The sequence below is a fragment of the Bacillus sp. FAU18 genome, assembly GCF_056033885.1.
The window spans coordinates 1,537,444-1,562,502 of sequence record NZ_JBVYHZ010000003.1 but is presented as its reverse complement, the minus strand read 5'-3'; the positions used below and the strand labels follow the sequence as shown (position 1 = coordinate 1,562,502).

The 25,059-nt window shown below is 42.0% G+C and carries 27 protein-coding genes, 1 pseudogene and 1 riboswitch; of the genes and pseudogenes, 25 read left to right on the top strand and 3 right to left on the bottom strand.

Translation table 11 applies throughout. The annotated features are described in order from the left end of the window. Window positions 1–42 precede the first annotated feature (42 nt). The 3 genes from sigX (at window position 43) to aroD (ending at window position 2,548) form a co-directional block, all read left to right on the top strand. Window positions 43–627, top strand: a complete 585-nt coding sequence (sigX, locus tag AC0OMU_RS08135; RefSeq protein ID WP_003230521.1) for an RNA polymerase sigma factor SigX — start codon at window positions 43–45, stop codon at window positions 625–627. Next, window positions 563–1,669 carry an anti-sigma-X factor RsiX gene (gene rsiX / locus AC0OMU_RS08130; protein ID WP_047182821.1) on the top strand — a complete coding sequence of 369 codons (1,107 nt, stop codon included), beginning with the start codon at window positions 563–565 and terminating at the stop codon, window positions 1,667–1,669. Before sigX ends, rsiX begins: the two co-directional genes overlap by 65 nt. Before the next feature lie 111 nt (window positions 1,670–1,780). Then, entirely contained in the window at window positions 1,781–2,548 is a 768-nt protein-coding gene (gene aroD / locus AC0OMU_RS08125; protein WP_474241039.1) for a type I 3-dehydroquinate dehydratase, read from the top strand. Between the two features lie 42 nt (window positions 2,549–2,590). Here aroD and serA read toward each other — a convergent pair whose 3' ends face one another. Further along, window positions 2,591–4,168: a phosphoglycerate dehydrogenase gene (serA, locus tag AC0OMU_RS08120; RefSeq protein WP_004398713.1), complete on the bottom strand. Its 1,578-nt coding sequence runs from the start codon at window positions 4,166–4,168 to the stop codon at window positions 2,591–2,593. A 208-nt stretch (window positions 4,169–4,376) separates the two neighbouring features. Then, window positions 4,377–4,510, top strand: a riboswitch (FMN riboswitch). A 153-nt stretch (window positions 4,511–4,663) separates the two neighbouring features. On the opposite strand from serA, the pseudogene fmnP reads away from it, so the two are divergent. After that, a pseudogene (gene fmnP, locus AC0OMU_RS08115) lies at window positions 4,664–5,235 on the top strand (riboflavin transporter FmnP). A 39-nt stretch (window positions 5,236–5,274) separates the two neighbouring features. On the opposite strand, the gene AC0OMU_RS08110 reads toward fmnP, so the two are convergent. Next, window positions 5,275–5,523: a ferredoxin gene (locus tag AC0OMU_RS08110; RefSeq protein WP_003225461.1), complete on the bottom strand. Its 249-nt coding sequence runs from the start codon at window positions 5,521–5,523 to the stop codon at window positions 5,275–5,277. 265 nt (window positions 5,524–5,788) lie between these two features. Between AC0OMU_RS08110 and AC0OMU_RS08105 the strand changes: the two genes are divergently transcribed. The 17 genes from AC0OMU_RS08105 (at window position 5,789) to fni (ending at window position 21,661) form a co-directional block, all read left to right on the top strand. Further along, on the top strand, window positions 5,789–6,847 hold the full coding sequence (locus AC0OMU_RS08105; RefSeq protein WP_322839710.1) for a YpbB family protein: 1,059 nt from the start codon (window positions 5,789–5,791) through the stop codon (window positions 6,845–6,847). Beyond that, entirely contained in the window at window positions 6,840–8,330 is a 1,491-nt protein-coding gene (locus AC0OMU_RS08100; protein WP_309530256.1) for a RecQ family ATP-dependent DNA helicase, read from the top strand. The genes AC0OMU_RS08105 and AC0OMU_RS08100 overlap by 8 nt, the downstream gene beginning before the upstream one ends. Before the next feature lie 26 nt (window positions 8,331–8,356). Then, a complete protein-coding gene (locus tag AC0OMU_RS08095) occupies window positions 8,357–8,959 on the top strand; it encodes a CPBP family intramembrane glutamic endopeptidase (RefSeq protein ID WP_015483389.1) in 603 nt (200 codons plus the stop codon). Then, window positions 8,910–9,647 carry a LysM peptidoglycan-binding domain-containing protein gene (locus AC0OMU_RS08090; protein WP_474241038.1) on the top strand — a complete coding sequence of 246 codons (738 nt, stop codon included), beginning with the start codon at window positions 8,910–8,912 and terminating at the stop codon, window positions 9,645–9,647. Before AC0OMU_RS08095 ends, AC0OMU_RS08090 begins: the two co-directional genes overlap by 50 nt. Window positions 9,648–9,709: 62 nt before the next feature. Continuing rightward, window positions 9,710–10,153 (top strand): YpbF family protein, encoded by a 444-nt coding sequence (locus AC0OMU_RS08085; RefSeq protein ID WP_003230531.1) that lies wholly within the window; start codon window positions 9,710–9,712, stop codon window positions 10,151–10,153. Between the two features lie 85 nt (window positions 10,154–10,238). Then, the gene (locus AC0OMU_RS08080; RefSeq protein WP_047182815.1) at window positions 10,239–11,018 is read left to right on the top strand and encodes a metallophosphoesterase; all 780 of its coding nucleotides are present in this window, start codon (window positions 10,239–10,241) and stop codon (window positions 11,016–11,018) included. A gap of 158 nt (window positions 11,019–11,176) precedes the next feature. Then, window positions 11,177–11,761 carry a genetic competence negative regulator gene (locus AC0OMU_RS08075; RefSeq protein ID WP_003230533.1) on the top strand — a complete coding sequence of 195 codons (585 nt, stop codon included), beginning with the start codon at window positions 11,177–11,179 and terminating at the stop codon, window positions 11,759–11,761. 155 nt (window positions 11,762–11,916) lie between these two features. Continuing rightward, entirely contained in the window at window positions 11,917–13,191 is a 1,275-nt protein-coding gene (gene gudB, locus AC0OMU_RS08070) for an NAD-specific glutamate dehydrogenase (RefSeq protein ID WP_003230536.1), read from the top strand. Window positions 13,192–13,300: 109 nt separating this feature from the next. Then, on the top strand, window positions 13,301–14,275 hold the full coding sequence (locus tag AC0OMU_RS08065) for a YpdA family putative bacillithiol disulfide reductase (protein ID WP_216998816.1): 975 nt from the start codon (window positions 13,301–13,303) through the stop codon (window positions 14,273–14,275). Window positions 14,276–14,394: 119 nt separating this feature from the next. Continuing rightward, the gene (gene prsW, locus AC0OMU_RS08060; RefSeq protein ID WP_014480144.1) at window positions 14,395–15,051 is read left to right on the top strand and encodes a glutamic-type intramembrane protease PrsW; all 657 of its coding nucleotides are present in this window, start codon (window positions 14,395–14,397) and stop codon (window positions 15,049–15,051) included. 138 nt (window positions 15,052–15,189) lie between these two features. Then, window positions 15,190–16,110, top strand: a complete 921-nt coding sequence (sleB, locus tag AC0OMU_RS08055; RefSeq protein ID WP_088272380.1) for a spore cortex-lytic enzyme — start codon at window positions 15,190–15,192, stop codon at window positions 16,108–16,110. A 34-nt stretch (window positions 16,111–16,144) separates the two neighbouring features. Continuing rightward, window positions 16,145–17,497, top strand: coding sequence for a germination protein YpeB (gene ypeB / locus AC0OMU_RS08050; protein WP_474241037.1), 1,353 nt, complete (start codon window positions 16,145–16,147; stop codon window positions 17,495–17,497). A 93-nt stretch (window positions 17,498–17,590) separates the two neighbouring features. Then, window positions 17,591–18,244, top strand: a complete 654-nt coding sequence (gene dgrA, locus AC0OMU_RS08045; RefSeq protein ID WP_063335239.1) for a cyclic di-GMP receptor DgrA — start codon at window positions 17,591–17,593, stop codon at window positions 18,242–18,244. 44 nt (window positions 18,245–18,288) lie between these two features. Then, window positions 18,289–18,465 carry a YpfB family protein gene (locus AC0OMU_RS08040; protein ID WP_003230553.1) on the top strand — a complete coding sequence of 59 codons (177 nt, stop codon included), beginning with the start codon at window positions 18,289–18,291 and terminating at the stop codon, window positions 18,463–18,465. Between the two features lie 78 nt (window positions 18,466–18,543). Beyond that, window positions 18,544–19,218, top strand: coding sequence for a (d)CMP kinase (gene cmk, locus AC0OMU_RS08035; protein ID WP_015383984.1), 675 nt, complete (start codon window positions 18,544–18,546; stop codon window positions 19,216–19,218). Window positions 19,219–19,450: 232 nt separating this feature from the next. Next, window positions 19,451–20,599, top strand: a complete 1,149-nt coding sequence (gene rpsA / locus AC0OMU_RS08030) for a 30S ribosomal protein S1 (RefSeq protein ID WP_015383983.1) — start codon at window positions 19,451–19,453, stop codon at window positions 20,597–20,599. A 12-nt stretch (window positions 20,600–20,611) separates the two neighbouring features. Continuing rightward, complete coding sequence (gene fni, locus AC0OMU_RS08025; protein ID WP_015483385.1) at window positions 20,612–21,661, top strand: type 2 isopentenyl-diphosphate Delta-isomerase; 1,050 nt, start codon at window positions 20,612–20,614, stop codon at window positions 21,659–21,661. A 42-nt stretch (window positions 21,662–21,703) separates the two neighbouring features. Here fni and AC0OMU_RS08020 read toward each other — a convergent pair whose 3' ends face one another. Next, window positions 21,704–21,835: a YpzI family protein gene (locus AC0OMU_RS08020; RefSeq protein WP_003225499.1), complete on the bottom strand. Its 132-nt coding sequence runs from the start codon at window positions 21,833–21,835 to the stop codon at window positions 21,704–21,706. 77 nt (window positions 21,836–21,912) lie between these two features. On the opposite strand from AC0OMU_RS08020, the gene AC0OMU_RS08015 reads away from it, so the two are divergent. The 4 genes from AC0OMU_RS08015 (at window position 21,913) to der (ending at window position 25,057) form a co-directional block, all read left to right on the top strand. Beyond that, entirely contained in the window at window positions 21,913–22,512 is a 600-nt protein-coding gene (locus AC0OMU_RS08015) for a YphA family membrane protein (RefSeq protein ID WP_015383981.1), read from the top strand. After that, window positions 22,509–23,402: a YIEGIA family protein gene (locus tag AC0OMU_RS08010; protein ID WP_003230562.1), complete on the top strand. Its 894-nt coding sequence runs from the start codon at window positions 22,509–22,511 to the stop codon at window positions 23,400–23,402. Before AC0OMU_RS08015 ends, AC0OMU_RS08010 begins: the two co-directional genes overlap by 4 nt. Further along, complete coding sequence (locus tag AC0OMU_RS08005) at window positions 23,399–23,593, top strand: capping complex subunit for YIEGIA (protein WP_003230563.1); 195 nt, start codon at window positions 23,399–23,401, stop codon at window positions 23,591–23,593. The genes AC0OMU_RS08010 and AC0OMU_RS08005 overlap by 4 nt, the downstream gene beginning before the upstream one ends. Window positions 23,594–23,746: 153 nt before the next feature. After that, window positions 23,747–25,057: a ribosome biogenesis GTPase Der gene (gene der / locus AC0OMU_RS08000; protein ID WP_015383980.1), complete on the top strand. Its 1,311-nt coding sequence runs from the start codon at window positions 23,747–23,749 to the stop codon at window positions 25,055–25,057. Window positions 25,058–25,059 lie beyond the last annotated feature (2 nt).

Here is a 25,059-nt window from a genome sequence, read left to right as displayed (position 1 = left end):
CAAGCTATTCATACGACAAAAAAGTGAACGGAGGGGTTTCAAATGGAAGAAACCTTTCAATTATTATATGATACATATCATCAAGATTTGTACCAATTTTTATTTTATATGGTAAAGGATAAAAACCAGACAGAAGACCTTCTTCAAGAGGTTTATATCCGGGTATTAAATTCTTATCATACGTTTGAAGGAAGAAGCAGTGAAAAAACATGGCTTTTGTCTATCGCACGCCATGTTGCGATAGACTGGTTCCGTAAACAGCAAACAATCAGACAGCGTATACTCGGTACATTTGACTGGGATACACAGGATGTCAGGGATCAGCAATTGCTGCCGGACGAACTTGCGGTTCAACATGAAAATGTCCGGGAAATTTATGCTGCGCTTGATCAATGTACAATCGATCAAAGAGCTGTGATTATCTTGCGGTTTATTCAGGGATATTCAATACAGGAAACAGCCAAGGCTCTGCGCTTCTCGGAAAGCAAAGTAAAAACGACCCAACACAGAGGGCTCAAAGTACTTCGGAAACATATGGAGCTTTTGAGGGAGGAGCTAATGGATGATGAAGTCAGAATGGAACGAAGAACAGATAAAGGAGTTGTTAAGTCAACTTCCGGCAGTTAAAGACCATCGTTCGCCTCAGGATATTTACAAGCGGCTGACGATGGCAAAGCGTAAAAATAAGCCCGCTGTCAGGTGGATTGGCCCCGCGTGTGCCGCTGCAATTGCGGTTTATATCGCCTTCATTATTTCTCCTCATTTCTTTGATCAGGCACAGCCTCAACAAAAAGAAGCGTCCCAAGAGAACGCAGTAACAAAAACTGAGACAGAAGACAGCCCAAAAGCTGCATCATCCCTGGATCATACATCGTTTGTTGTACCTGAAAAGGAACAAGACAATTACATCACTGTAGCAGTTGCTGATGCCGATACATCCGCAATCATACCCGTCAGCATTCAAAAAACAAATGCATACCAAACGATCCAGGACATGCTGACTGTAAGTGGTGAATTGGATATCTTGGATCATGCCATTACAATTCCATCCTTCATAGATGAAGTAGAAATAAAAGAAAAACCAAAGCAGAAGGAATTAAGTATACGAGTCCATCAGCCAGCTACGGCATTTTCTGTAAAAGATGATACACTGTTAAAAAAATTGCTTAAAGAATCCTTAAAATGGAGTCCTTATGAAAAAGTCAAATTTTTATCGGATCAAAATGAGACTGGGGTTCGGATTGGCTCATATGGCACTTTTACGGAAATTTCGATTCCCAAACAGTCAAAACGATCCTACTACTTGTACCAAAATAAACAAGGACAAGACTTTCTCGTTCCGTCAAATAATTCTTTTGATACAGTAAAAGAAGCGATTAAGGAAATGGAATCGAGCAGCCAAGAAGATACGACACCTCTTATTCAAGCGGGTGCTGTCCAATCTGTAACGAAGAAACAGAAACACTTATATATCCGCTTTTCAAAGGACTCAGAAGTTGATGATTCTATTGCCGGTATTTTAATGATTGAGGGACTACTTTTAACCGCAAAAGAGTTTGGCTTCACAGAAGTGACCTTTACGGAAACCAGAACGAAAAAAATTGGCAAATATGACGTATCAGATGCAATTCCGGTACCGGCTGCTCCAAATCCGATTTTCTTAAACTAAAATGAGCCCTTTGAGGCTCTTTTTTAGTTGCTATTCATATAATAGAAATTTTCAAAAAAAAGTTGTACGTGTATAATAAAACAAGGTAACGATTGAAAGGATTTGAGATGAGTGAACGTGTTAACAATTAAAGGAGTTTCCATCGGGGAAGGAATGCCGAAAATCATCGTTCCGCTGATGGGAAAGACGGAAAAACAAATTCTGAATGAAGCAGAGGCAGTAAAATTACTGAATCCGGACATTGTTGAATGGAGAGTCGACGTATTTGAAAAAGCGAATGACAGAGAAGCGGTCACAAAGCTCATTTCTAAGCTTCGTAATTCTTTAGAAGACAAGCTATTTCTATTTACATTCAGAACCCACAAAGAGGGCGGGAGCATGGAGATGGACGAAAGCTCCTATCTTGCTTTGCTGGAATCGGCAATCCAAACAAAAGACATCGATCTGATAGACATCGAATTATTTTCAGGTGATGCAAATGTAAAAGCGTTAGTATCGATGGCGGAAGAAAACAACGTCTATGTGGTGATGTCAAATCACGACTTTGAAAAAACGCCTGTAAAAGATGAGATTCTTTCCAGACTTCGAAAAATGCAGGACTTAGGCGCGCATATTCCAAAAATGGCTGTCATGCCGAATAATACTGGAGATCTCCTAACACTGCTTGATGCGACGTATACAATGAAAACAAAATATGCAGACCGCCCCATTATTACAATGTCAATGGCTGCAACAGGGCTCATCAGCAGGCTGAGCGGTGAGGTTTTTGGATCGGCTTGTACTTTTGGAGCTGGAGAAGAGGCGTCCGCACCAGGTCAAATACCTGTTTCTGAGCTAAGGAGTGTCTTAGATATTTTGCATAAAAACACACGGGGATAGAACAATAAAAAAACTCAAGCTATATAGCTTGAGTTTTTTTGATTATGGCAGATCAATGAGCTTCACAGACACAATATCAGGGACATTTGTTAGTTCTTTCACAATTTTATCTTCCAGATGTCTGTCAAAGGAAAGCATCATGATGGCTTCTCCGCCTTTTTCCTTACGGCCAACCTGCATGGTTGCAATGTTAATATCATTATCTCCGAGAATACGTCCTACTCGGCCGATGACACCTGTTGTATCTTGATGCTGGATATACACCAAGTGACCTGTCGGATAAAAATCAATATTAAATCCATTGATCTCGACAATTCGTTCTCCGAAATGAGGAATATACGTAGCCGTTACAGTAAAGGTGCTGCGGTCTCCTGTCACTTTTACGCTGATGCAGTTATCGTATCCAGATTCAGAAGAGGAAATTTTTTCACTGAAGCTGATGCCGCGTTCTTTTGCGACACCCCCGGCATTGACCTCGTTAACAGTAGAGTCAACGCGCGGTTTTAAAAAGCCTGACAGAAGGGCTTTTGTAATGAACGATGTTTCAAGTTTAGCAATTGTGCCTTCATATTGAATGGCAACATCCTGTACTGGTTCTTTCATGCACTGTGATACAAGGCTGCCAATTTTTCCTGCAATTTGATGGTAAGGCTTAATTTTAGCAAATTCATCTTTTGTCATGGCAGGCAGGTTGATAGCTGACATGACAGGCAGGCCTTTTGCGAACTGCAGAACTTCTTCTGACACTTGGGCGGCGACATTGAGCTGTGCTTCTTTCGTTGATGCTCCCAAGTGAGGAGTGGCAATGACTAATGGGTGATCAACAAGTTTGTTGTCAACTGGCGGTTCAACTTCGAAAACGTCAAGCGCTGCTCCCGCAACATGCCCGTTTTCCAAAGCTTCGAGAAGTGCTGCCTCATCGATAATTCCGCCTCGCGCACAGTTAATTAAGCGAACGCCTTTTTTCGTTTTTGCAATCGTTTCTTTATTCAATAAGCCTTTTGTTTCTTTTGTTAAAGGCGTGTGAACGGTAATGATATCCGCACTTTCAAGCACTTCTTCAAATGTACGGCTGTTTACGCCGATTTTTTTCGCTCTTTCTTCCGTTAAGAAAGGATCAAAAACGTGCACAGTCATACCGAACGCTCTCGCACGCTGTGCAATTTCACTTCCGATTCGGCCTAATCCTACAATACCAAGCGTTTTTCCATAAAGCTCTGAACCGACATAAGCTGTGCGGTTCCACTCTCTGGATTTCACTGAGATATTAGCCTGCGGAATGTGTCTCATTAAAGAAGAGATCATTGCAAATGTATGCTCAGCTGTCGAAATGGTGTTGCCGTTCGGAGCATTGATCACGATTACCCCGTGTTTCGTAGCCTCATCAATATCGATATTATCGACACCGACACCGGCCCTTCCGACAATTTTTAAAGAAGTCATTTTGTTGAAAAGGTCTTCTGTTACTTTTGTCGCGCTTCGCACCAAAAGAGCATCAAAAGTATGTAATTCATCTTCTGCATCTGCTACGTTTTTTTGAACGATTTCAATAAAGTCTGATTCAATAAGTGGCTGTAAACCGTCGTTGCTCATTTTGTCTGAGACCAATACTCGAAACATCGTTAGATTTCCTCCTAAATTGACAAACTAAATATCTGATAATTTAACATATTCTCAAAAGAGTGTCAACGTGTATTGACGCAGTAAAGGATAAAAGTAAAGCCTAATAAATCAATGATCTGACAGCTTGCAGGTAATATATATAATTTGAAGCAATTCTCTATACAGCCAACCAGTTATCGTTTATAATGTAATTAAATTTCATATGATCAATCTTCGGGGCAGGGTGAAATTCCCTACCGGCGGTGATGAGCCAATGGCTCTAAGCCCGCGAGCTGTCTTACAGCAGGATTCGGTGAGATTCCGGAGCCGACAGTACAGTCTGGATGGGAGAAGATGGAGGTTCATAAGCGTTTTGAAATTGAATTTTTCAAACGTTTCTTTGCCTAGCCTAATTTTCGAAACCCCGCTTTTATATATGAAGCGGTTTTTTTATTGGCTGGAAAAGAACCTTTCCGTTTTCGAGTAAGATGTGATCGAAAAGGAGAGAATGAAGTGAAAGTAAAAAAATTAGTTGTGGTCAGCATGCTGAGCAGCATTGCATTTGTTTTGATGCTGTTAAATTTCCCGTTTCCGGGTCTTCCGGATTATTTGAAAATCGATTTTAGCGACGTTCCCGCTATTATTGCCATTCTGATTTACGGACCTTTGGCGGGTATTGCCGTAGAAGCGATAAAAAATGTTCTTCAGTATATCATTCAGGGAAGCATGGCCGGAGTTCCTGTAGGGCAAGTTGCGAATTTTATTGCAGGAACACTCTTTATATTGCCGACTGCTTTCTTATTTAAAAAACTCAACTCAGCAAAGGGCTTGGCTGTTAGCCTGCTTTTGGGAACTGCAGCGATGACCATTTTAATGAGTATTTTAAATTATGTTCTGATACTTCCGGCATACACGTGGTTTTTACATTCACCGGCATTATCCGACAGCGCGCTAAAAACAGCAGTCGTCGCAGGTATCCTGCCGTTTAACATGATAAAAGGTATTGTAATTACGGTTGTATTCTCACTAATTTTTATCAAGCTTAGCCATGGATTGAGCAGCAGCGAAGTGCACATATCCATTAAATAAAAAAGCTCCCGTTCGGGAGCTTTTTTTAGTTACTTCTATTCAAATTTAAGCGGGTCGCCTTCAAATGGCTCATCCGCCACTTTGATGGAATCAGTAGGGCATCCTTCAAATGCGTCAATCATATCTTCTTCCAGTACCTCAGGAACTTCGACAACACCTTTGTTTTCATCAAGCGTTACGAACGCGATGCCTTCATCATCGTAATCGTAAATGTCTGGTGCAGCAGCTCCGCAAGCGCCGCATGCAATACATGTATCTTTGTCTACGATTGTGTACTTTGCCATGAATAAAACCTCCCAGATTGTTCTTGGTGGAACAAATGGATCAATCTTTATATTTAATCAATTTAACACCTATTCCTCTTACTTATTGTAATGATGTTGCTGCCACATTTCAACAGAAAAATGATTGAGAATGCTTATCACATAAGGGGTTATCTACATAACATCCCCCTTAATGATGACTTTAAACGTCGATTTCTGTTTGAAATCTGTTAAAATAAAAGGAGCAAATCAACGATTTTTGTCAGGAAGAATGTAGGTGGATAGGTTGTCATTAAATTACTTCGATATTATGGTTCTCGATTGCCTTTGCAAAATAAACGGGGAACGGTCGGGAAGCGCTGTTTTTCACCTATTCAAAGGCAAGAGATCGTCACAAACCATTCAAGATGCCGGCTTATTTCAGACTGCAAAATACTTTGGAATGGCGGCGCAATGTTCGAGAAGCGATGTTTCTGAGTCGCTTGACAAGCTTGAAAAGCATTCATATCTCTCGCCAATGTCTGAAACTGATACATACAAAGTGACAGCCAGCGGCGCAGCAGTTTTAAGGCATGCCCTTAGCGAGCGGCCTTGGCCCGTTCATTGTCACGGCGCTCATTATCAGCAGGCTGCCGGTGTGCTTTGGAAAAGGCTTTCGCTGCTTGTGCAGGTCCTATCCCATAAACAGCAAGGGAGCAGGCAGTATATCCCTGTCACTAAGGATCATAAGACACTTCACTGGGTAAAGAAATACCTGTCCCGGCATACGGATCATATAGAGATGGCAAAAAGCCTTTTTGCCATGCTTGAGGCGCATTTAAAAAAGATTGAAAACAAAGCAGCGCAAATTTTTGTCTACTCCTTAACCTCGCACCATCGGATCGGTTATACGAACAGGCAGCTTGCTGATACGCTGAAAGAAGATGAATGGTATGTCTATATCATGTTTTGGGCTTCGGTACATTATTTTATTCATTCTCTTCCGGAGTGTGAAGATGCTTTGTTAAAGGATCTCCTTTCTGATGTGCATTTAGATAATGCCCTGACAGAGTCGACGAGGAAAACATGGCAGATGGTCAAACAAGGGTTTCCGATACAGCGAATTGCTGAAATCAGAAAGCTGAAAACAGCGACGATTGAAGACCACATTGTCGAGATTTCTCTCCATGAGCCTACGTTTATGATTAATGATTATGTATCAGCAGAAGACCAGCTCCGAATCGCAGAGTTTGCCAAACGGATGCGGACGAATAAAATCAAACAAATTCGCGACGGGCTGGAACAGCGGTTCAGCTACTTTCAAATCAGACTGGCATTGACAAAGCAGGTGCAGCAATATGACTAAATTACAGCAAACGTTATATCAGTTTTTTGGTTTTACTTCCTTTAAAAAAGGGCAGCAGGACATTATTGAAAGCATACTCAGCGGGAAGGATACCATTGCAATGCTCCCGACTGGGGGAGGGAAATCGCTTTGCTACCAGCTGCCTGGTTATATGCTTGACGGCATGGTATTAATCGTTTCTCCACTGCTTTCTTTAATGGAGGATCAGGTGCAGCAGCTCAAAGCCCGGGGGGAAAAGCGTGCTGCAGCTTTGAACAGCATGCTTAACAGGCAGGAAAGACAATTTGTTTTAGAACATATTCATCGATATAAATTTTTGTACTTGTCTCCTGAAGCTTTACAGTCTCCATATGTATTGGAAAAATTGAAAAGCGTCCCGATCAGCCTATTTGTTATTGACGAAGCGCATTGTATTTCTGAATGGGGACACGACTTCAGGCCTGATTATTCAAAGCTCGGACAGCTGAGAAAAAAACTTGGACACCCGCCCGTTCTGGCATTGACCGCCACGGCTACAAAGGAAACGCTGCAAGATGTCATGAACCTGCTGGATCTGCAGCATGCTGTACGCCATCTCAACTCAGTCAACCGCCCAAACATCGCACTGAGGGTTGAAAATGCGGCGGACACTGCCGAAAAAATAGATAGGGTCATTCAGCTGGTTGAAAACCTGCAAGGCCCGGGAATTGTTTATTGTCCGACACGGAAATGGGCTGAGGAATTAGCGGGTGAAATTAAAAGCAAAACGAGCAGCAGAGCCGACTTTTACCATGGCGGTTTGGAGTCAGGGGACAGGATTTTAATTCAGCAGCAGTTTATTCATAACCAGCTTGATGTGATATGTTGTACGAATGCGTTTGGAATGGGTGTCGATAAACCCGATATCAGATATGTGATTCATTTTCACCTCCCGCAGACGGCAGAAGCTTTTATGCAGGAAATCGGTAGAGCGGGCCGCGATGGAAAGCCGAGTGTCAGCATTTTGCTGCGGGCGCCAGGGGATTTTGAATTGCAGGAACAGATTATCCAGATGGAGAGTGTCACAGCTGAAGAAATCGCCGACGTGATCCGTGTGCTAGAGAAGACGGAGGAGCGGGATGAGAGAAGGCTGCGTGACGTATTACTTCAGTATGGCGTCGGAGAGACACAGGCCCGTATGATGATTCATCTCTTTATGCAGGGAAAAACATCAGTTGAACTGATGAAGAAAGAAATTTCATATCGCATGGAGCTGAAGCTGGAAAAAATGCACCGTGTATCATTTTTGCTTCAGCGTGACGGCTGTTTAAGGCAGGCACTGTTAACCTACTTTGATGAATCATACGAGCCTGATGACGGAAACCACCCGTGCTGTTCACATTGCGGTTTTGATTTATCCTTGTATGAACAAAAAGGGGAACGGAGTAAAATGGCGCCATTAGACAGCTGGAGTTCGGAATTGCACCGGATATTCAGCTTGCAGACTGTAGGTGAGCTGAACTGAAACAGCAAAAAGATTATATTCAGCATATGTCTGACCGTGATATGCTGAAGCAGTTATATTTGACGCAGCTACTCATCATCTTTGCCGCTGCTGCAGCAGGACTGTTCTTTTTTGAGGATGTACGGGACGTATTAAAGCTCTGGGACATTCGCGATATGCGAATCATCTGGTATGGTGTTTCTATAGCTGTTATTGTTATTTTAGCCGATATGGCAGTAATGAAATGGTTTCCGTCTCATTTATATGATGACGGCGGAATCAATAAAAAAATATTCAGTAAGAGGTCAATCCCTCATATTATATTTTTAACGCTTCTGATTGCTTTCGCGGAAGAAATGTTATTCAGAGGAGTGCTGCAGACTCATATCGGTTTATGGGCGGCCAGCCTTATATTTGCCGCTCTGCACTTTCGGTATTTGTCAAAATGGCTGTTATTTATTATGGTGACAGCAATCAGCTTTTTGCTCGGTCTGATGTATGAATGGACCGGCAACTTATTTGTTCCGATGACGGCGCATTTTATCATTGATGCCGTGTTTGCCTGTCAGATTCGTTTTGAACATGTGAGGAGGGATAAACATGACGAACATGTCGAGAGTAGAGAGAAGAAAGGCCCAGAATCTTTATGAAGATCAAAACGCCGCATTGGCGAACGATTATGTCGATGATGGAGAAAGCCTTCCGACAAGACAATCTGTAAAAAATCAAAGAGAACAGAAAAAAAAGCAAGGCAAAACAAAAACGCCATTATTCACAGTGCTCGCAGTAATATTTGTATTTGTGCCGGTTATCGTTTTAGTCACCTTATTTTATCTAAAGAGCCACCCGGATAATCATGACGATTATGAAGATGTCTTTATTGACAGCAGCCAAAGCAAATATGAGGTTGTCCCGAAATCAGAGGATAAAAACGATACCGCAGACACTAAAGAAACCGCACTGCAGAAGGAGTCAAAAAAAGAGCCAGAAAATTCCAAGCCAAAAGAGCCGGCAAAAACAGCTGCTGATAAGAAACAGACTGCTGTAGCGAAAAAAGAAGACTCGGCAAATAAGGAGGAAGCAACCGCCGCGGCTGCTTCCTCTTCCCAATCAACAGTACAACAGCAAGAACAGCAACAGCAGCCGGCTGAGCCAGTTCAAAATGTGCCGAATTGCGTTGTCAAGCACACCGTCCAAAAGAAAGAAACGCTATACCGCATTTCCATGAAGTATTATAAAAGCCGGACAGGAGAAGAAAAAATTCGAGCGTATAATCATCTGAATGGAAATGATGTTTACACCGGACAAGTTTTGGACATCCCCTTAATGGATGAATAGGGTATTATTTTTATTTTACGTTCATATATTGTAGCAATGAAAATGGACAAGGTGTGAAGCGTATGGAATCCTTATGGAATCAGCTGGATCAGTTTACAGACGCGCCGACCAAACAGATGCTCCAAGCGCTGGTAAAACGAAAACAAAAATTCGAAAATTATGCAGCACAATGCCGCAGATGGCGATGGGCTTCACTTATCTGCCTAGGCTTATTATGTGTTATGATCATGATCAAAAGCCCGGAGCCTCAGCTTATACTTCAAGAAATACTTAGCCATACCTTTTATTTATTTTGGATGCTGGCAACCGCTTTTGCCTACTGCACTTCATATTATTTCAAGAAAAAGGAAGAAAAATCCGAGACTGATTTCCATAAACTGAGATGTGAAATTATTCAGAAAAGCACTGATCTCTGGCCGCAGCCTGATAAATGGAAGGCGAGAGAGTCTGTTTTTCACATGATGAAGCACAAATATGACATTAATCTATATTTTGAAAGTAAATAAAATGGGGCGTTTTCTCAAACGATAGAAACGTCTTTTTTTTATTGTCCGTCTTATTGATAAGTTCTAAAAAGAATGGAGAGTTTTTATGAAGCTATCAGTGAAAATTGCCGGTGTTCTAACTGTTGCGGCAGCGGCAATGACGGCAAAAATGTATGCAACAGCAAAAGGCAATCATTTGAAGACACATACGTTTCCTTTATCAAAGATGAAGGGCAAGCCGCCTCTGACAATCTTTTTTATTTCAGACATTCACAAACGTCTCATCGATCAAGACCTTTTAGAAAAAGCGCGAAGCCATGCCCCCCACTTGGTTATAATCGGCGGTGATTTAGCTGAGGGCGGGGTGCCCAGTGCGAGAATCGAGGAAAACATCAAAAGGCTCGTACATTTCGGGGTCCCTATCGTGTTTGTGTGGGGGAATAATGATTATGAAGTCAGGCAGCATAAGCTGTATTCCATATTTAAAGCGCACGGCGTCATCACTCTGAGAAATGAGTCAGTCCCGTTTTCATACAATGGACATACGATTGCGATTGCGGGGGTGGATGATATCAGGATGGAGATGGATCATTATGAGGAAGCCATCAAAGAACTTGATGAAAACCAGCTGAATATTCTGGTTTGCCATAATCCGGAGATTCATGAACAAATCAATGAAGATGACGGTATTGATGTGATATTCAGCGGACATACCCATGGAGGCCAGATCAGGTTTGGAAAATTTGGCCCTTATGAACTGGGGAAAACAGGTATTGTTAAAAACGCGGCATATCTGATCAGCAACGGCTACGGCACGACAAAAGTGCCTCTTCGTTTAGGTGCTGAGCCTGAAACACACATTGTGACTCTTTGCGGGCCAGAATAACTTCTAAAAAGCAAAAATCCATATGGCAATAAAAACTGCATTGTGCTTGTCTTACTAGTGAACTCAGTGTAAACTGATAACAATTAAGAACCTATGACTCATCATCTCATATAATGTGTTATATGATTTGTGTGCAAGTAGAGGCAGGAGGGAACGTTATGCGGCTTGAGCGTCTGAATTATAATAAGATCAAAATCTTTTTAACCCTCGATGATTTGACAGACCGGGGATTGACAAAAGAAGACCTCTGGAAGGACTCATTTAAAGTCCACCAGTTATTTAAAGATATGATGAATGAAGCAAATACAGAGCTCGGCTTTGAAGCGAATGGACCGATTGCAGTGGAAGTGTATTCTCTCCAAGCACAAGGGATGGTCGTGATTGTAACAAAGAACCAAGACGCCGATTCAGAAGACGATGAGTATGATGATGATTACATCGAAATGCAAGTCAAGCTTGATGAAAGCGCGGACATCATATATCAATTCCATTCCTTTGAAGATATCATTCAGCTTTCAGAAAGCTTACAGCGAATCGGTATCACAGGGGGAACTGTCTACCACTATGACGGGCAGTACTTTTTAAGCCTTGAAGATCTAGGGTCACATACGGCTGAAGGGGTTGTGGCGGTTCTGGCTGAATACGGCAATCCGACAACTTTAACGATTTATCGCCTGCAAGAGTATGGTAAGCTCATTATGGACGGTAATGCCGTAGAGACGATACAAACTCATTTTTCATAAGAATGCAACGGAAAACTGCTGATTTCAGCAGTTTTTTTTCGTTAAAAAACATGGAAAAACATAACGTTTATTCTATGCACAGATCATATGAAGGTGTATACTATTCTCTGAAAGGGAGCATGTGAGAAACAGAAGATTCTAGGAGGTTAACTCAAATGGCAGCCGATCGAAACACCGGTCATACAGAAGAGGACAAACTTGATGTATTAAAATCAACCCAAACCGTAATACATAAGGCTCTGGAAAAATTGGGATATCCCGAAGAGGTATACGAATTGTTAAAAGAGCCGATGAGATTATTAACGGTAAAAATACCTGTTCGTATGGACGACGGTTCAGTAAAGATTTTCACAGGATATCGTGCGCAGCACAATGACTCTGTCGGTCCAACGAAAGGCGGGATACGTTTTCACCCGAACGTAACAGAAAAAGAGGTGAAGGCGCTTTCAATTTGGATGAGTTTAAAATGCGGCATAATTGATCTTCCATATGGCGGTGGTAAAGGCGGAATTGTTTGTGATCCAAGGGATATGTCGTTTAGAGAGCTGGAGCGTCTGAGCAGAGGGTATGTCAGAGCGATCAGCCAAATTGTCGGCCCGACAAAAGACGTGCCGGCACCGGATGTATTTACAAACTCACAAATCATGGCTTGGATGATGGATGAGTATTCAAGAATTGATGAATTTAATTCGCCTGGATTTATTACAGGCAAACCGCTTGTGCTTGGCGGATCTCACGGGAGAGAATCTGCGACAGCAAAAGGTGTTACCATCTGTATTAAAGAAGCGGCTAAGAAGAGAGGCATCGATATTAAAGGTGCGCGTGTCGTTGTCCAAGGCTTTGGAAACGCGGGAAGCTATTTGGCAAAATTTATGCATGATGCGGGGGCAAAAGTTGTCGGCATCTCAGATGCGTATGGCGGACTTTATGATCCGGAAGGCCTTGATATCGATTATTTACTCGACCGACGCGACAGCTTCGGTACCGTAACAAAGCTTTTCAACGATACCATTACCAACCAAGAGCTGCTGGAGCTGGATTGTGATATTCTCGTTCCTGCTGCGATTGAAAATCAAATTACAGAAGAAAATGCCCATAATATCCGGGCTAAAATTGTCGTTGAAGCAGCGAACGGACCAACAACGCTTGAAGGAACAAAAATTCTTTCAGACCGGGACATTCTGCTTGTACCAGACGTGCTGGCAAGTGCCGGTGGCGTAACAGTTTCTTATTTTGAATGGGTTCAGAATAACCAAGGCTTCTACTGGAGTGAAGAAGAGGTAGAAGAAAAATTAGAAAAAATGATGGTCAAATCATTTAACAATATTTATGAAATGGCTAACAACCGAAGAATTGACATGAGGCTCGCTGCATATATGGTCGGCGTTCGCAAAATGGCTGAAGCTTCGCGTTTTAGAGGCTGGATATAAGTTGATGATTTGCATAAAAATAAAAAATCTCCTATGATAAAATAGGAGATTTTTTTATTCGGAAATAGAAAAATATGAAGTGAAATGCCAATCGCAGGAGTTGACGGAAATGATTCAAGAAAAAGCAATTATTATAGGCGGAGGGCCTTGCGGACTATCTGCTGCCATTCACCTAAAACAAATTGGCATTGATGCCCTCGTCATCGAAAAAGGCAATGTCGTTAACAGTATTTACAATTATCCGACGCATCAAACCTTTTTCAGCTCAAGTGAAAAGCTCGAAATCGGAGATGTGGCATTTATTACAGAGAACAGGAAGCCTGTCAGAATTCAGGCTTTATCGTATTACCGTGAAGTCGTTAAACGGAAAAACATCCGTGTTAATGCGTTTGAAATGGTGCATAAAGTGACGAAAACGCAAAATAACACATTCGTTATTGAGACGTCAAAAGAGACCTATACGACGCCATATTGTATCATCGCCACAGGCTATTATGATCATCCAAACTATATGAATATACCCGGTGAGGATTTGCCGAAAGTATTTCATTATTTTAAAGAAGGCCACCCGTATTTTGATAAAGATGTTGTTGTCATCGGCGGGAAAAATTCAAGCGTGGACGCCGCCCTTGAACTCGTGAAATCTGGAGCGCGTGTGACAGTTTTATATAGGGGCAATGAGTATTCTCCAAGCATTAAGCCGTGGATTCTGCCGGAATTTGAAGCCCTCGTCAGAAACGGTACAATCCGTATGGAATTTGGCGCTTGTGTCGAAAAAATCACCGAGGATGAAGTTGTGTTTCGCTCAGGAGAGAAAGAACTCATTACCATTAAAAATGATTTTGTATTTGCCATGACAGGCTATCATCCCGATCATCAATTTCTTGAAAAAATTGGTGTTGAAATTGATAAAGAAACAGGGCGTCCATTTTTCAACGAAGAAACGATGGAAACGAACGTTGAAGGTGTCTTTATTGCCGGGGTTATTGCTGCGGGAAATAATGCCAATGAAATATTTATTGAAAACGGCAGGTTTCACGGGGGGCATATCGCAGCGGAAATCGCCAAAAGAGAAAACCATTAAAGATAAGGAGCATATGATGCATTCGTATGCTCTTTTTGTTTTTTTAAGTGCAGACAGATGTAAAATTTTAAACAACATGGTAGGATAGACGTAGGAATATAAAGGAAAGAGGTTGCCTGATGTTTGCAATCATCTCTGCAGGAATTGCCCCCGGCATCGCGTTATTAAGTTATTTTTATTTAAAAGATCAGTATGATAATGAACCTGTACATATGGTGCTTCGGTCGTTTTTTCTCGGGGTTGTTCTTGTATTTCCCATAATGTTTATCCAGTATGTACTTGAAAAAGAGAATGTAGGAGGCGGAAGTTTTTTCGTTTCTTTTTTATCTTCGGGGTTTTTGGAAGAATCATTAAAATGGTTTATACTGATGATCAGTGTTTACCCGCACGCCCACTTTGATGAGCATTATGACGGGATTGTGTACGGTACAAGTGTATCACTCGGTTTTGCAACCCTCGAAAATATTCTTTACTTAATTGGCCACGGCGTGGAGCATGCGTTTGTCAGGGCGCTGCTGCCTGTTTCATGCCATGCCTTGATTGGCGTTATAATGGGATTTTACCTTGGAAAAGCCCGTTTTTCCGCTGATAAGGCGCGTGTAAAGTGGCTTACTCTTTCTTTAGTTGTCCCATCCCTTTTGCATGGATCATATGATTTTATCCTAACAGCGCTTAGCAATTGGATTTATTATATGCTTCCATTTATGGTATTTTTATGGTGGTTCGGTTTGCGTAAAGCGAAAAAAGCTCGTTCCGTTAATATGATGCAAGTATAGAAGCCGCACAGCAACCGTGCGGCTTTTTTGTGTGCAGTTTTTATGTTCTGAGGGATAACAAGGAAAGAGTGTATAAAAATAACCTCGTTACAGAAAATACGATTACACTTAAAAATTTGCAGTAGGAGGCTTGAAAAGATGAAGTCCAAAGGATCGATTATGGCATGTCTCATCCTTTTTTCCTTTACAATAACGACGTTTATTAATACTGAAACGATCTCTGCCTTTTCGAATCAGGTCATTCAAAGAGGGGCAACAGGGGATGATGTGGTCGAACTTCAGGCGCGTCTTCAATACAACGGATATTATAACGGAAAAATTGACGGGGTTTATGGATGGGGGACGTACTGGGCAGTTCGAAATTTTCAGGATCAATTCGGGTTAAAAGAGGTTGACGGCCTTGTAGGAGCTAAAACAAAGCAAACCTTAATATGTAAATCAAAATACTATCGTGAATATGTCATGGAACAGCTCAATAAAGGGAATACATTCACGCATTACGGAAAAATTCCGCTAAAGTATCAGACGAAACCATCAAAAGCAGCAACACAAAAAGCAAGACAACAAGCAGAAGCACGGCAGAAACAGCCTGCGGAAAAAACAACGCAGCAGCAGCCTAAAGCGAATGCGAATAAACAGCAAAACAATACACCAGCAAAAGCAAGAAAACAGGATGCGGTAGCAGCGAACATGCCTGGTGGATTTTCCAACAACGATATCAGGCTGCTTGCTCAAGCGGTTTATGGCGAAGCCCGGGGCGAGCCGTACGAGGGGCAGGTTGCTATTGCAGCAGTCATTTTAAACCGTTTGAACAGCCCGTTATTTCCAAATTCAGTAGCGGGGGTTATTTTTGAGCCGCTTGCCTTCACAGCAGTAGCCGACGGACAAATTTACATGCAGCCGAATGAAACGGCACGAGAAGCAGTGCTGGATGCCATCAATGGCTGGGACCCATCAGAGGAAGCACTTTACTACTTTAATCCGGATACGGCTACAAGTCCGTGGATTTGGGGGCGTCCGCAGATTAAAAGAATCGGTAAACACATTTTCTGTGAGTAGCAGATATGAGAAAGCATAAAAAGAGGTGTGATAAATGATCAGAGGAATTTTAATCGCCGTGCTTGGTATTGCAATAGTCGGTACAGGCTACTGGGGATACAAAGAACACCAGGAAAAAGACGCAGTTCTTCTTCATGCTGAAAATAACTATCAGCGGGCGTTTCATGAGCTTACCTATCAGGTGGATCAGCTTCATGATAAAATCGGAACAACACTTGCCATGAACAGCCAAAAATCACTGTCGCCTGCATTGATCGATGTGTGGAGGATTACATCAGAAGCTCATAACAGCGTCAGTCAGCTGCCGCTTACATTAATGCCGTTTAATAAAACTGAAGAGCTATTATCAAAGATCGGCGATTTCAGCTATAAAACGTCAGTCAGAGATTTGGACCAAAAGCCGCTTGATAAAAACGAGTATACATCACTAAATAAGCTATATCAGCAGTCCGAAGATATACAAAATGAATTGCGTCATGTTCAGCACCTTGTCATGAGCAAAAACCTTCGTTGGATGGACGTAGAAATGGCCCTGGCTTCTGACGAAAAACAAAGTGATAATACGATTATCAACAGCTTTAAAACAGTCGAAAAAAATGTTGGTGCATTCTCCACTGGCACTGATCTTGGCCCGAGTTTCACCAGCACGAAAAAAGAAGAGAAAGGCTTCAGCCATCTGAAGGGAAAACAAATTTCCGAACAGGAAGCAAAACAAATTGCTGAGCGCTTTGCCCCAGATGACAATTATTCAATTAAAGTGGTAAAGAGCGGAAAAAAAACAAATCGCGATGTATATAGCATCAGCATGAAAGATCCAGACCATAAAGCAGTGATTTATATGGATATTACGAAGAAGGGCGGGCATCCGGTATATTTGATCCAAAACAGAGAAGTGAAAGATCAGAAAATCAGTTTAAATGACGGATCGAACCGAGCGCTTGCATTTTTGAAGAAAAACGGATTTGGAACAGATGATTTGGAAATTGATGAAAGCGCCCAATATGATAAAATCGGTGTATTTTCATATGTTCCTGTTGAAAATAAAGTCCGGATGTACCCGGAGGCAATTCGTATAAAAGTGGCCTTGGATGACGGTGAGGTTGTCGGCTTTTCAGCAAGAGACTTCCTCACATCTCACAGAAAAAGAACCATACCTAAGCCTGCAATTACTGAAGCAGAGGCAAAGTCTAAATTAAATAAAAATGTACAAGTGAGAGAAACAAGGCTCGCTTTGATTACAAATGAACTAGGTCAAGAAGTGTTATGCTACGAAATGCTTGGAACAATTGAAAATGACACATTCAGAATGTATATCAATGCCAAAGACGGATCGGAAGAAAAGGTTGAAAAACTAAAAAATGCAGAACCTATATATAAAGACCTATAAAAAACAGGAGGAAAGGACTAAATGTCTTTTCCTTTTTTTCATTACGTGCTTTAATAAAAACGTGAGTATATTGAATGCGAAAGAGTGAAGTCAATGATAGAGATTGGAGAAAATGTACTTTTAGAATATATAGAAGAAAATGAATTGAAAAAGGCAAAAAGCAAGGCGGTCAGCATCGAAAACAATGAACTTTTGATCGCGTATCCTGTTGATGTAGTTACAGGGCGAACTGTGATTTTACATAACGATATGGAAGTAACGGTAGAGTTTGTGGGAAAAGACGAAGTTCCTTATCGCTTTACAAGTCGTATAAAAGGTAAAGTGAAGGACAAACTTCAAATGATCTGTCTTGAAGTGCCTCCCCGTGAAAAAATGAAAAGAATCCAGCGCCGCCAATATGTAAGAACTGATGCGGTATTAGATGTGCAAATTCAGCCGGGAAATGAAGAAGAGTTCCGCACACTATCCTATAACATCAGTGCAGGCGGCATCGCCGTGGTTTTAGCTAATGGCCTTTCTTTTCAATCGGGGGAATCATTGCGCCTGATCATCCGTCTTCCTGAAGAGGAGCACACACGTCAAATAGAAACAGAAGCAGTTGTCAGACGAATCTTTGATGACCCCAAGTCAGGAAAACGCAAAATGACTTTAGAGTATTCAGAAATTGCAGCAGGTGACCAGCAGGCTTTGCTTCAATACTGCATCCGGCGCCAGTTAAATAAGAGAAGAAAGGCCCGAATGGAATAAACATCGGCAAACACTTCCATACTATTTGTAATGGAGGTGCTCCAATGAAAACATTTGAACGGCTGCTGATCAAATTATTGTTCATTCAGGCCATCATTTTACTTGGTGTCCAATTTCTCTTTCACTATCAGCATATTGAACCATACGTATCAAAAGTGATTCAATATGAAGGGGTGGATAAAATGGAGGAAAACAATAGGATTGAAACCTTCAAACATTAATTATTCATCAATTTTTCACCCTTTTTCATAAAGTTCGTGATACAATCCATAGAGGAGAAAAGAGCAAGGAGAGGAATTATGGAAAAGAAATTATCGATTGCAATTGACGGCCCGGCAGCTGCGGGGAAAAGCACCGTTGCCAAAATTGTGGCTGAGAAAAAATCGTACATATATATTGATACAGGAGCAATGTATCGGGCGATAACGTACGCGGCTTTACAGGAAAACGTTGAGCTTACAAATGAAGAAAAACTGGCTGAGCTGCTAAAGCGGACAGACATTGAGCTGATTACAACAAAAGATGGACAAAAAGTGCTTGTAAACGGCACCGATGTAACTGAGGCGATCAGAACAGATGAAGTCAGCAACCAAGTTTCAATTGCGGCCAAGCATAGAAGTGTCAGAGAAGAAATGGTGAAACGCCAGCAGCAGCTTGGGGAAAAAGGCGGCGTCGTCATGGATGGTCGTGACATCGGGACGCATGTGCTGCCAAATGCAGAAGTAAAGATCTTTCTTTTGGCATCTGTTGAAGAGAGAGCGAAACGCCGTTATGAAGAAAATGTGAAAAAAGGCTTTGATGTCAACTACGAAACATTAATTGAGGAAATTGCAAGAAGAGACAAGCTTGATTCAGAGCGTGAAGTATCTCCGCTGCGTAAAGCAGAAGATGCTCTTGAAATCGACACGACATCGCTTTCCATTCAAGAGGTAGCTGATAAAATCCTCGAGGCTGTGGAGCAAAAGTCCCGCTGAGGATGTCAAATGCCACTTTTTTTGAATTTTTCAACGAAGATAGAATGTTATTGCTTGACAAACCTGTCCTTTTATTAGAAGTTAATACTAATAAAACTTTTTATTGATCATTCAAAAAACTTTTTTGGATGATTCTTTAATACATATTCGGCTAAAAGCGGGCATGTTATATGTTCAGCTTTCAAACCGTTTTAATTAAGCTGTGTAGGTTTGGACCAAGGAGGTTATTCAAATGACAGAGGAAATGAATCAAATTGATGTTCAAGTGCCAGAGGTTGGAGATGTAGTTAAAGGGATTGTGACAAAGGTAGAAGACAAACATGTAGATGTAGAAATTATCAATGTCAAACAATCCGGTATTATTCCAATCAGTGAATTATCAAGTCTTCATGTAGAGAAAGCATCGGATGTTGTTAAAGTAGACGACGAGCTTGACCTGAAAGTAACAAAAGTGGAAGACGATGCTTTGATTTTATCTAAACGTGCTGTTGATGCAGACCGCGCTTGGGAAGACCTTGAGAAAAAATTTGAAACAAAAGAAGTGTTTGAAGCTGAAGTGAAAGATGTCGTGAAAGGCGGCCTTGTCGTTGATATCGGCGTTCGCGGTTTTATTCCGGCATCACTTGTTGAAGCACATTTCGTTGAAGACTTCACTGACTATAAAGGAAAAACACTGTCACTGCTCGTTGTAGAGCTTGACCGTGATAAAAACCGCGTGATCCTTTCACACCGTGCTGTTGTTGAAAGTGAACAAGCGAATAAAAAACAAGAATTTCTTCAGTCTCTTGAAGTTGGAAGTGTACTTGATGGCAAAGTACAGCGCCTGACTGACTTTGGCGCGTTTGTTGATATTGGAGGCATCGACGGACTTGTACACATTTCACAGCTTTCCCACTCTCATGTAGAGAAGCCGTCTGACGTTGTTGAAGAGGGACAAGAAGTAAAAGTGAAAGTGTTATCGGTTGACCGTGACAATGAACGTATTTCTTTATCAATCAAAGATACACTGCCTGGACCTTGGAGCCAAATCGGCGAAAAAGTGAAGCCTGGCGATGTGCTTGAAGGAACTGTACAGCGTCTTGTAAGCTTCGGTGCCTTTGTTGAAATCCTTCCAGGTGTTGAAGGTCTCGTTCATATTTCTCAAATTTCCAATAAACACATCGGCACGCCGCATGAAGTCCTTGAAGAAGGACAGACTGTAAAAGTGAAGGTTCTTGATGTGAATGAAAATGAGGAGCGCATTTCATTAAGCATGCGTGAACTTGAAGAAACGCCTAAAGCTGATCAGGAAGATTACCGTCAATATCAAGCGAAGGAAGAAACAAGCACTGGCTTCCAGCTTGGAGATCTGATCGGAGATAAGCTGAATAAACTAAAATAATTGGTGATAAACGTGACTCGAGCAGAACGAAAAAGACAACACATCAATCATGCCTTGTCCACCGGCCAGAAGCGGGAAACAGGTCTTGATGATATTACGTTTGTTCACGTCAGTCTGCCCGATCTTGCATTAGAACAAGTAGATATTTCCACAAAAATCGGCGAACTTTCAAGCAGTTCGCCGATTTTTATCAATGCAATGACTGGCGGCGGCGGAAAACTTACATATGAGATTAATAAATCGCTTGCGCGAGCGGCTTCTCAGGCTGGAATTCCCCTTGCTGTGGGATCGCAAATGTCAGCATTAAAAGATCCATCAGAGCGTCTTTCCTATGAAATTGTTCGAAAGGAAAACCCAAACGGGCTGATTTTTGCCAACCTGGGAAGCGAGGCAACGGCTGCTCAGGCAAAGGAAGCCGTTGAGATGATTGGAGCAAACGCACTGCAGATCCACCTCAATGTGATTCAGGAAATTGTGATGCCTGAAGGAGACAGAAGCTTTAGCGGCGCACTGGAACGTATTGAACAAATTTGCAGCCGGGTCAGTGTACCAGTCATTGTGAAAGAAGTCGGATTCGGTATGAGCAAAGAATCAGCAGGAAAGCTGTATGAAGCTGGTGCTGCAGCTGTTGACATTGGCGGTTACGGGGGAACAAATTTCTCGAAAATCGAAAATCTCCGAAGACAGCGGCAAATCTCCTTTTTTAACTCGTGGGGCATTTCGACAGCTGCAAGTTTGGCGGAAATCCGCTCTGAGTTTCCTGCAAGCACCATGATCGCCTCTGGCGGTCTGCAAGATGCACTTGACGTGGCAAAGGCAATTGCGCTTGGGGCCTCTTGCACCGGAATGGCAGGGCATTTTTTAAAAGCGCTGACTGACAGTGGTGAGGAAGGACTGCTTGAGGAGATTCAGCTGATCCTTGAGGAATTAAAGATGATTATGACCGTGCTGGGTGCCAGAACGATTGCCGATTTACAAAAGGCGCCCCTTGTGATCAAAGGTGAAACCCATCATTGGCTCACAGAGAGAGGGGTCAATACATCAAGCTATAGTGTGCGATAAATGATAAAAGCCCAAAACCATATGTGGTTTGGGCTTTTTGTATTATGATTTTCGCTTTTTGAATCTTCCGTTTTGTTCAAGGCTTGTCGCTCCGTCATAGTGAATGGACTGGTCGCGGTCTGATTCGACTCTGCCTGAAGCTTTGAGTTTTTTCTCTTGCCTGTCTTTTCCCATGATCATACTCCTTAATGTGAGATCGATTGTTTAAAAAATGTGCTTGAACTCCATACTGGGAATATGGAGGAAGTAAAATGGAACAATTTTATTACTATTGGTCAATGTGGTTTCTTTGGGTTTTGACAACATTTATTTTTGAAAAGACGAAAAGACGAATTGCCGTCTCTGTCTTTATTTTAACTAATATTATTCTAAGCATACATGACATCGTTTTATATTTTTCCCTGAATGCTGCATATATGATGTTTTTCGTTTGCGGATGTGTCTATGCCGCGTATTTGGGAATGTATCGTTTTCGTTACATCATGGTCTATCTGACGCTTGTTGCCGCGTATGCGTTTGTTTATCTTTTTGCATTATATGACCCTGTTTGGTTCATCATAAAACCTGAGTGGGCTGCTGTTATATTAATAGTGCTTTTAACAGCTTCTGTTGAAAGGAATTTTGAGAAGCAGCTTGTCTTATTTGTCCTAGGGATGTGCCAAGGCGAACTGGTGTATTCATTTGTGATCCAGAAGTTGGCCGGGGCTATGGCTGTCGGCGGCTTTCAATGGCTGAATGCGTGTTCTGCGGGGATGATATTGCTGTTTGGCATATCTAAATACGAACACCTCGCAAGCCAGATTGGTCAGAAAAGCAAAAGATCAAACAAAGGAGCTACCAAAATGTCATGAGTGATTACATCTATCCGATTATTGCTGGGGTCATTGCCGGAATTGCGACAAGGCTTTATATGCTGAAAACGGATTACCGCCAGTATCCGACCTATGTTCATGGGAAAGTGATTCACATCGCACTGGGGTTGATAGCGGCTGGTTTAGGTGCAATTATTATGCCGGCGCTTTTGCAGGAGGAATTTACGGCCATCACATTTTTAACATTGGCAGCGACGCAATTTAGAGATGTCCGAAACATGGAGCGGAACACATTGACGCAAATGGATTCGTATGAGCTTGTCTCAAGAGGAAGCACATATATTGAGGGGATTGCCATTGCGTTTGAAAGCAGAAATTATATTGTGATCTTTACAGCGCTTTTGACAACCTCTGCGTATGTGTTTTTATCCATCTGGGCTGCTGTCATAGCGGCTGTCGTTTGTTTTTTACTGGCCATGAAATTTATGTCGGGCAGTGTGTTGAAGGATATTGTAGACATCGAGTACATAAAGCCGCGCTTTGACGGTCCGGGACTGTTTGTTGATAATATTTATATGATGAATATCGGGCTTCCAGAGAAACAGGAACTGATTTTAAAGCATGGCATGGGCTTTATTTTAACGCCAAAAAACTTTAATTCAGCAGCGACGATAGCAAATTTAGGGCAGCGTCAGGCCATTTTATTTGATGTTTCCAATGTGCTCGGGGTTTATCGGGATTCAGGAGAGCCATCTTTGACACCAATTGCAAAACGGGATTTAAATGATGGAAGAGTGGCAGTATTTGTTCTCCCGCAAATTCACCATCCCGAAACGGCTGTTCAAATTATTAGCAATGTTCCAACCCTGGAAAATGCGATTAGAATGCCGACTGAATTTATCAAAAATCAGGATAAGGTGATAGGATGAGTGAATCTCTTACGAAAGTGATTTTGTCTGTAATCACGACAAATCGAAACCGGGTTGCAGGGGGAGCACCTGTCTTTTTTTGCAATGACCAAAAGGAGATGGAGCTTTTCGCTAAAAATCTTGAGGCGATCCTTGATGGAATAGCTCACAGAATCGGAGATGACGTGTATTTGATCGTGAAACATTTTTAAGAATAGTTGTGATCCCAGTAAAAACTGATATAATAAATGAGTTAAGCCCTTCCTCTGAAGGGTTTCTTTTCATAAAAGTGAATGAAATGATTTTAATAACCGGTTGAAAATTTATGTAAAAATGAAAGCGGCTGGATTGAAAGGAAGGGTACTATGGGTAAACCTGTCGTAGCCATTGTCGGGAGACCAAATGTAGGAAAATCCACAATCTTTAACCGGATTGCGGGAGAAAGAATTTCAATAGTAGAAGATACCCCTGGCGTGACAAGGGATCGGATATACAGCTCGGCTGAATGGCTGAATTATGATTTTAATTTGATTGATACGGGCGGTATTGATATCGGTGATGAGCCGTTCTTAGCGCAGATTCGCCAGCAGGCTGAAATCGCCATGGATGAAGCGGACGTGATTATTTTTATGGTGAACGGCCGTGAAGGCGTGACAGCTGCTGATGAAGAAGTGGCGAAAATTTTATACCGCACAAAAAAGCCTGTTGTTTTAGCGGTTAATAAACTGGATAACACAGAAATGAGAGCGAATATTTATGATTTTTATTCGCTAGGCTTTGGCGAGCCGTATCCAATTTCGGGAACACACGGACTCGGACTGGGTGATTTACTGGATGCCGTTGCAGAGCATTTTAAAAACATTCCAGAAACGAAATACAATGAGGAAGTTGTTCAATTCTGTCTGATCGGACGTCCGAATGTCGGAAAGTCTTCACTTGTGAACGCAATGCTCGGCGAAGAACGCGTTATTGTCAGCAACGTGGCTGGAACGACAAGAGATGCTGTTGATACGTCATTTACTTACAACCAGCAGGAGTTTGTCATTGTCGATACTGCAGGTATGCGAAAAAAAGGGAAAGTCTATGAAACGACTGAGAAGTATAGTGTACTGCGGGCGCTGAAAGCGATTGACCGCTCAGAAGTCGTGGCGGTTGTGCTGGATGGCGAAGAAGGCATTATTGAACAGGACAAGCGTATCGCCGGTTATGCACACGAAGCGGGCAAGGCCGTCGTCATCGTCGTAAACAAATGGGATGCTGTTGACAAAGATGAGAGCACGATGAAAGAATTTGAAGAAAATATTCGCGATCATTTTCAATTTCTGGATTATGCACCAATCCTATTTATGTCTGCCTTAACGAAAAAACGGATCCATACGCTGATGCCTGCGATTATCAAAGCAAGTGAAAATCATTCACTTCGAGTTCAAACGAACATCTTAAATGATGTCATCATGGATGCTGTGGCAATGAACCCGACACCGACTCATAACGGTTCTCGTTTGAAGATTTACTATGCGACTCAAGTGTCGGTAAAGCCGCCAAGCTTCGTTGTGTTTGTAAACGATCCGGAATTGATGCATTTTTCATACGAACGGTTTTTAGAAAACCGAATCAGAGACGCGTTCGGTTTTGAGGGGACACCAATCAAAATATTTGCAAGAGCTAGAAAATAAAA

Excerpts from the sequence above, each read along its gene's own strand:
- AC0OMU_RS08095 (WP_015483389.1), top strand. The coding sequence starts at position 8,357 with ATGTCTGACCGTGATATGCTGAAGCAGTTATATTTGACGCAGCTACTC.
- dgrA (WP_063335239.1), top strand. The coding sequence starts at position 17,591 with ATGATAGAGATTGGAGAAAATGTACTTTTAGAATATATAGAAGAAAAT.
- serA (WP_004398713.1), bottom strand. The coding sequence starts at position 4,168 with ATGTTTCGAGTATTGGTCTCAGACAAAATGAGCAACGACGGTTTACAG.
- rsiX (WP_047182821.1), top strand. The coding sequence starts at position 563 with ATGATGAAGTCAGAATGGAACGAAGAACAGATAAAGGAGTTGTTAAGT.
- AC0OMU_RS08040 (WP_003230553.1), top strand. The coding sequence starts at position 18,289 with ATGAAAACATTTGAACGGCTGCTGATCAAATTATTGTTCATTCAGGCC.
- der (WP_015383980.1), top strand. The coding sequence starts at position 23,747 with ATGGGTAAACCTGTCGTAGCCATTGTCGGGAGACCAAATGTAGGAAAA.
- AC0OMU_RS08090 (WP_474241038.1), top strand. The coding sequence starts at position 8,910 with ATGACGAACATGTCGAGAGTAGAGAGAAGAAAGGCCCAGAATCTTTAT.
- AC0OMU_RS08085 (WP_003230531.1), top strand. The coding sequence starts at position 9,710 with ATGGAATCCTTATGGAATCAGCTGGATCAGTTTACAGACGCGCCGACC.
- AC0OMU_RS08020 (WP_003225499.1), bottom strand. The coding sequence starts at position 21,835 with ATGGGAAAAGACAGGCAAGAGAAAAAACTCAAAGCTTCAGGCAGAGTC.
- prsW (WP_014480144.1), top strand. The coding sequence starts at position 14,395 with ATGTTTGCAATCATCTCTGCAGGAATTGCCCCCGGCATCGCGTTATTA.
- AC0OMU_RS08110 (WP_003225461.1), bottom strand. The coding sequence starts at position 5,523 with ATGGCAAAGTACACAATCGTAGACAAAGATACATGTATTGCATGCGGC.
- AC0OMU_RS08075 (WP_003230533.1), top strand. The coding sequence starts at position 11,177 with ATGCGGCTTGAGCGTCTGAATTATAATAAGATCAAAATCTTTTTAACC.
- AC0OMU_RS08100 (WP_309530256.1), top strand. The coding sequence starts at position 6,840 with ATGACTAAATTACAGCAAACGTTATATCAGTTTTTTGGTTTTACTTCC.
- AC0OMU_RS08015 (WP_015383981.1), top strand. The coding sequence starts at position 21,913 with ATGGAACAATTTTATTACTATTGGTCAATGTGGTTTCTTTGGGTTTTG.
- ypeB (WP_474241037.1), top strand. The coding sequence starts at position 16,145 with ATGATCAGAGGAATTTTAATCGCCGTGCTTGGTATTGCAATAGTCGGT.
- sleB (WP_088272380.1), top strand. The coding sequence starts at position 15,190 with ATGAAGTCCAAAGGATCGATTATGGCATGTCTCATCCTTTTTTCCTTT.
- AC0OMU_RS08010 (WP_003230562.1), top strand. The coding sequence starts at position 22,509 with ATGAGTGATTACATCTATCCGATTATTGCTGGGGTCATTGCCGGAATT.
- cmk (WP_015383984.1), top strand. The coding sequence starts at position 18,544 with ATGGAAAAGAAATTATCGATTGCAATTGACGGCCCGGCAGCTGCGGGG.
- AC0OMU_RS08065 (WP_216998816.1), top strand. The coding sequence starts at position 13,301 with ATGATTCAAGAAAAAGCAATTATTATAGGCGGAGGGCCTTGCGGACTA.
- sigX (WP_003230521.1), top strand. The coding sequence starts at position 43 with ATGGAAGAAACCTTTCAATTATTATATGATACATATCATCAAGATTTG.
- AC0OMU_RS08005 (WP_003230563.1), top strand. The coding sequence starts at position 23,399 with ATGAGTGAATCTCTTACGAAAGTGATTTTGTCTGTAATCACGACAAAT.
- AC0OMU_RS08080 (WP_047182815.1), top strand. The coding sequence starts at position 10,239 with ATGAAGCTATCAGTGAAAATTGCCGGTGTTCTAACTGTTGCGGCAGCG.
- gudB (WP_003230536.1), top strand. The coding sequence starts at position 11,917 with ATGGCAGCCGATCGAAACACCGGTCATACAGAAGAGGACAAACTTGAT.
- rpsA (WP_015383983.1), top strand. The coding sequence starts at position 19,451 with ATGACAGAGGAAATGAATCAAATTGATGTTCAAGTGCCAGAGGTTGGA.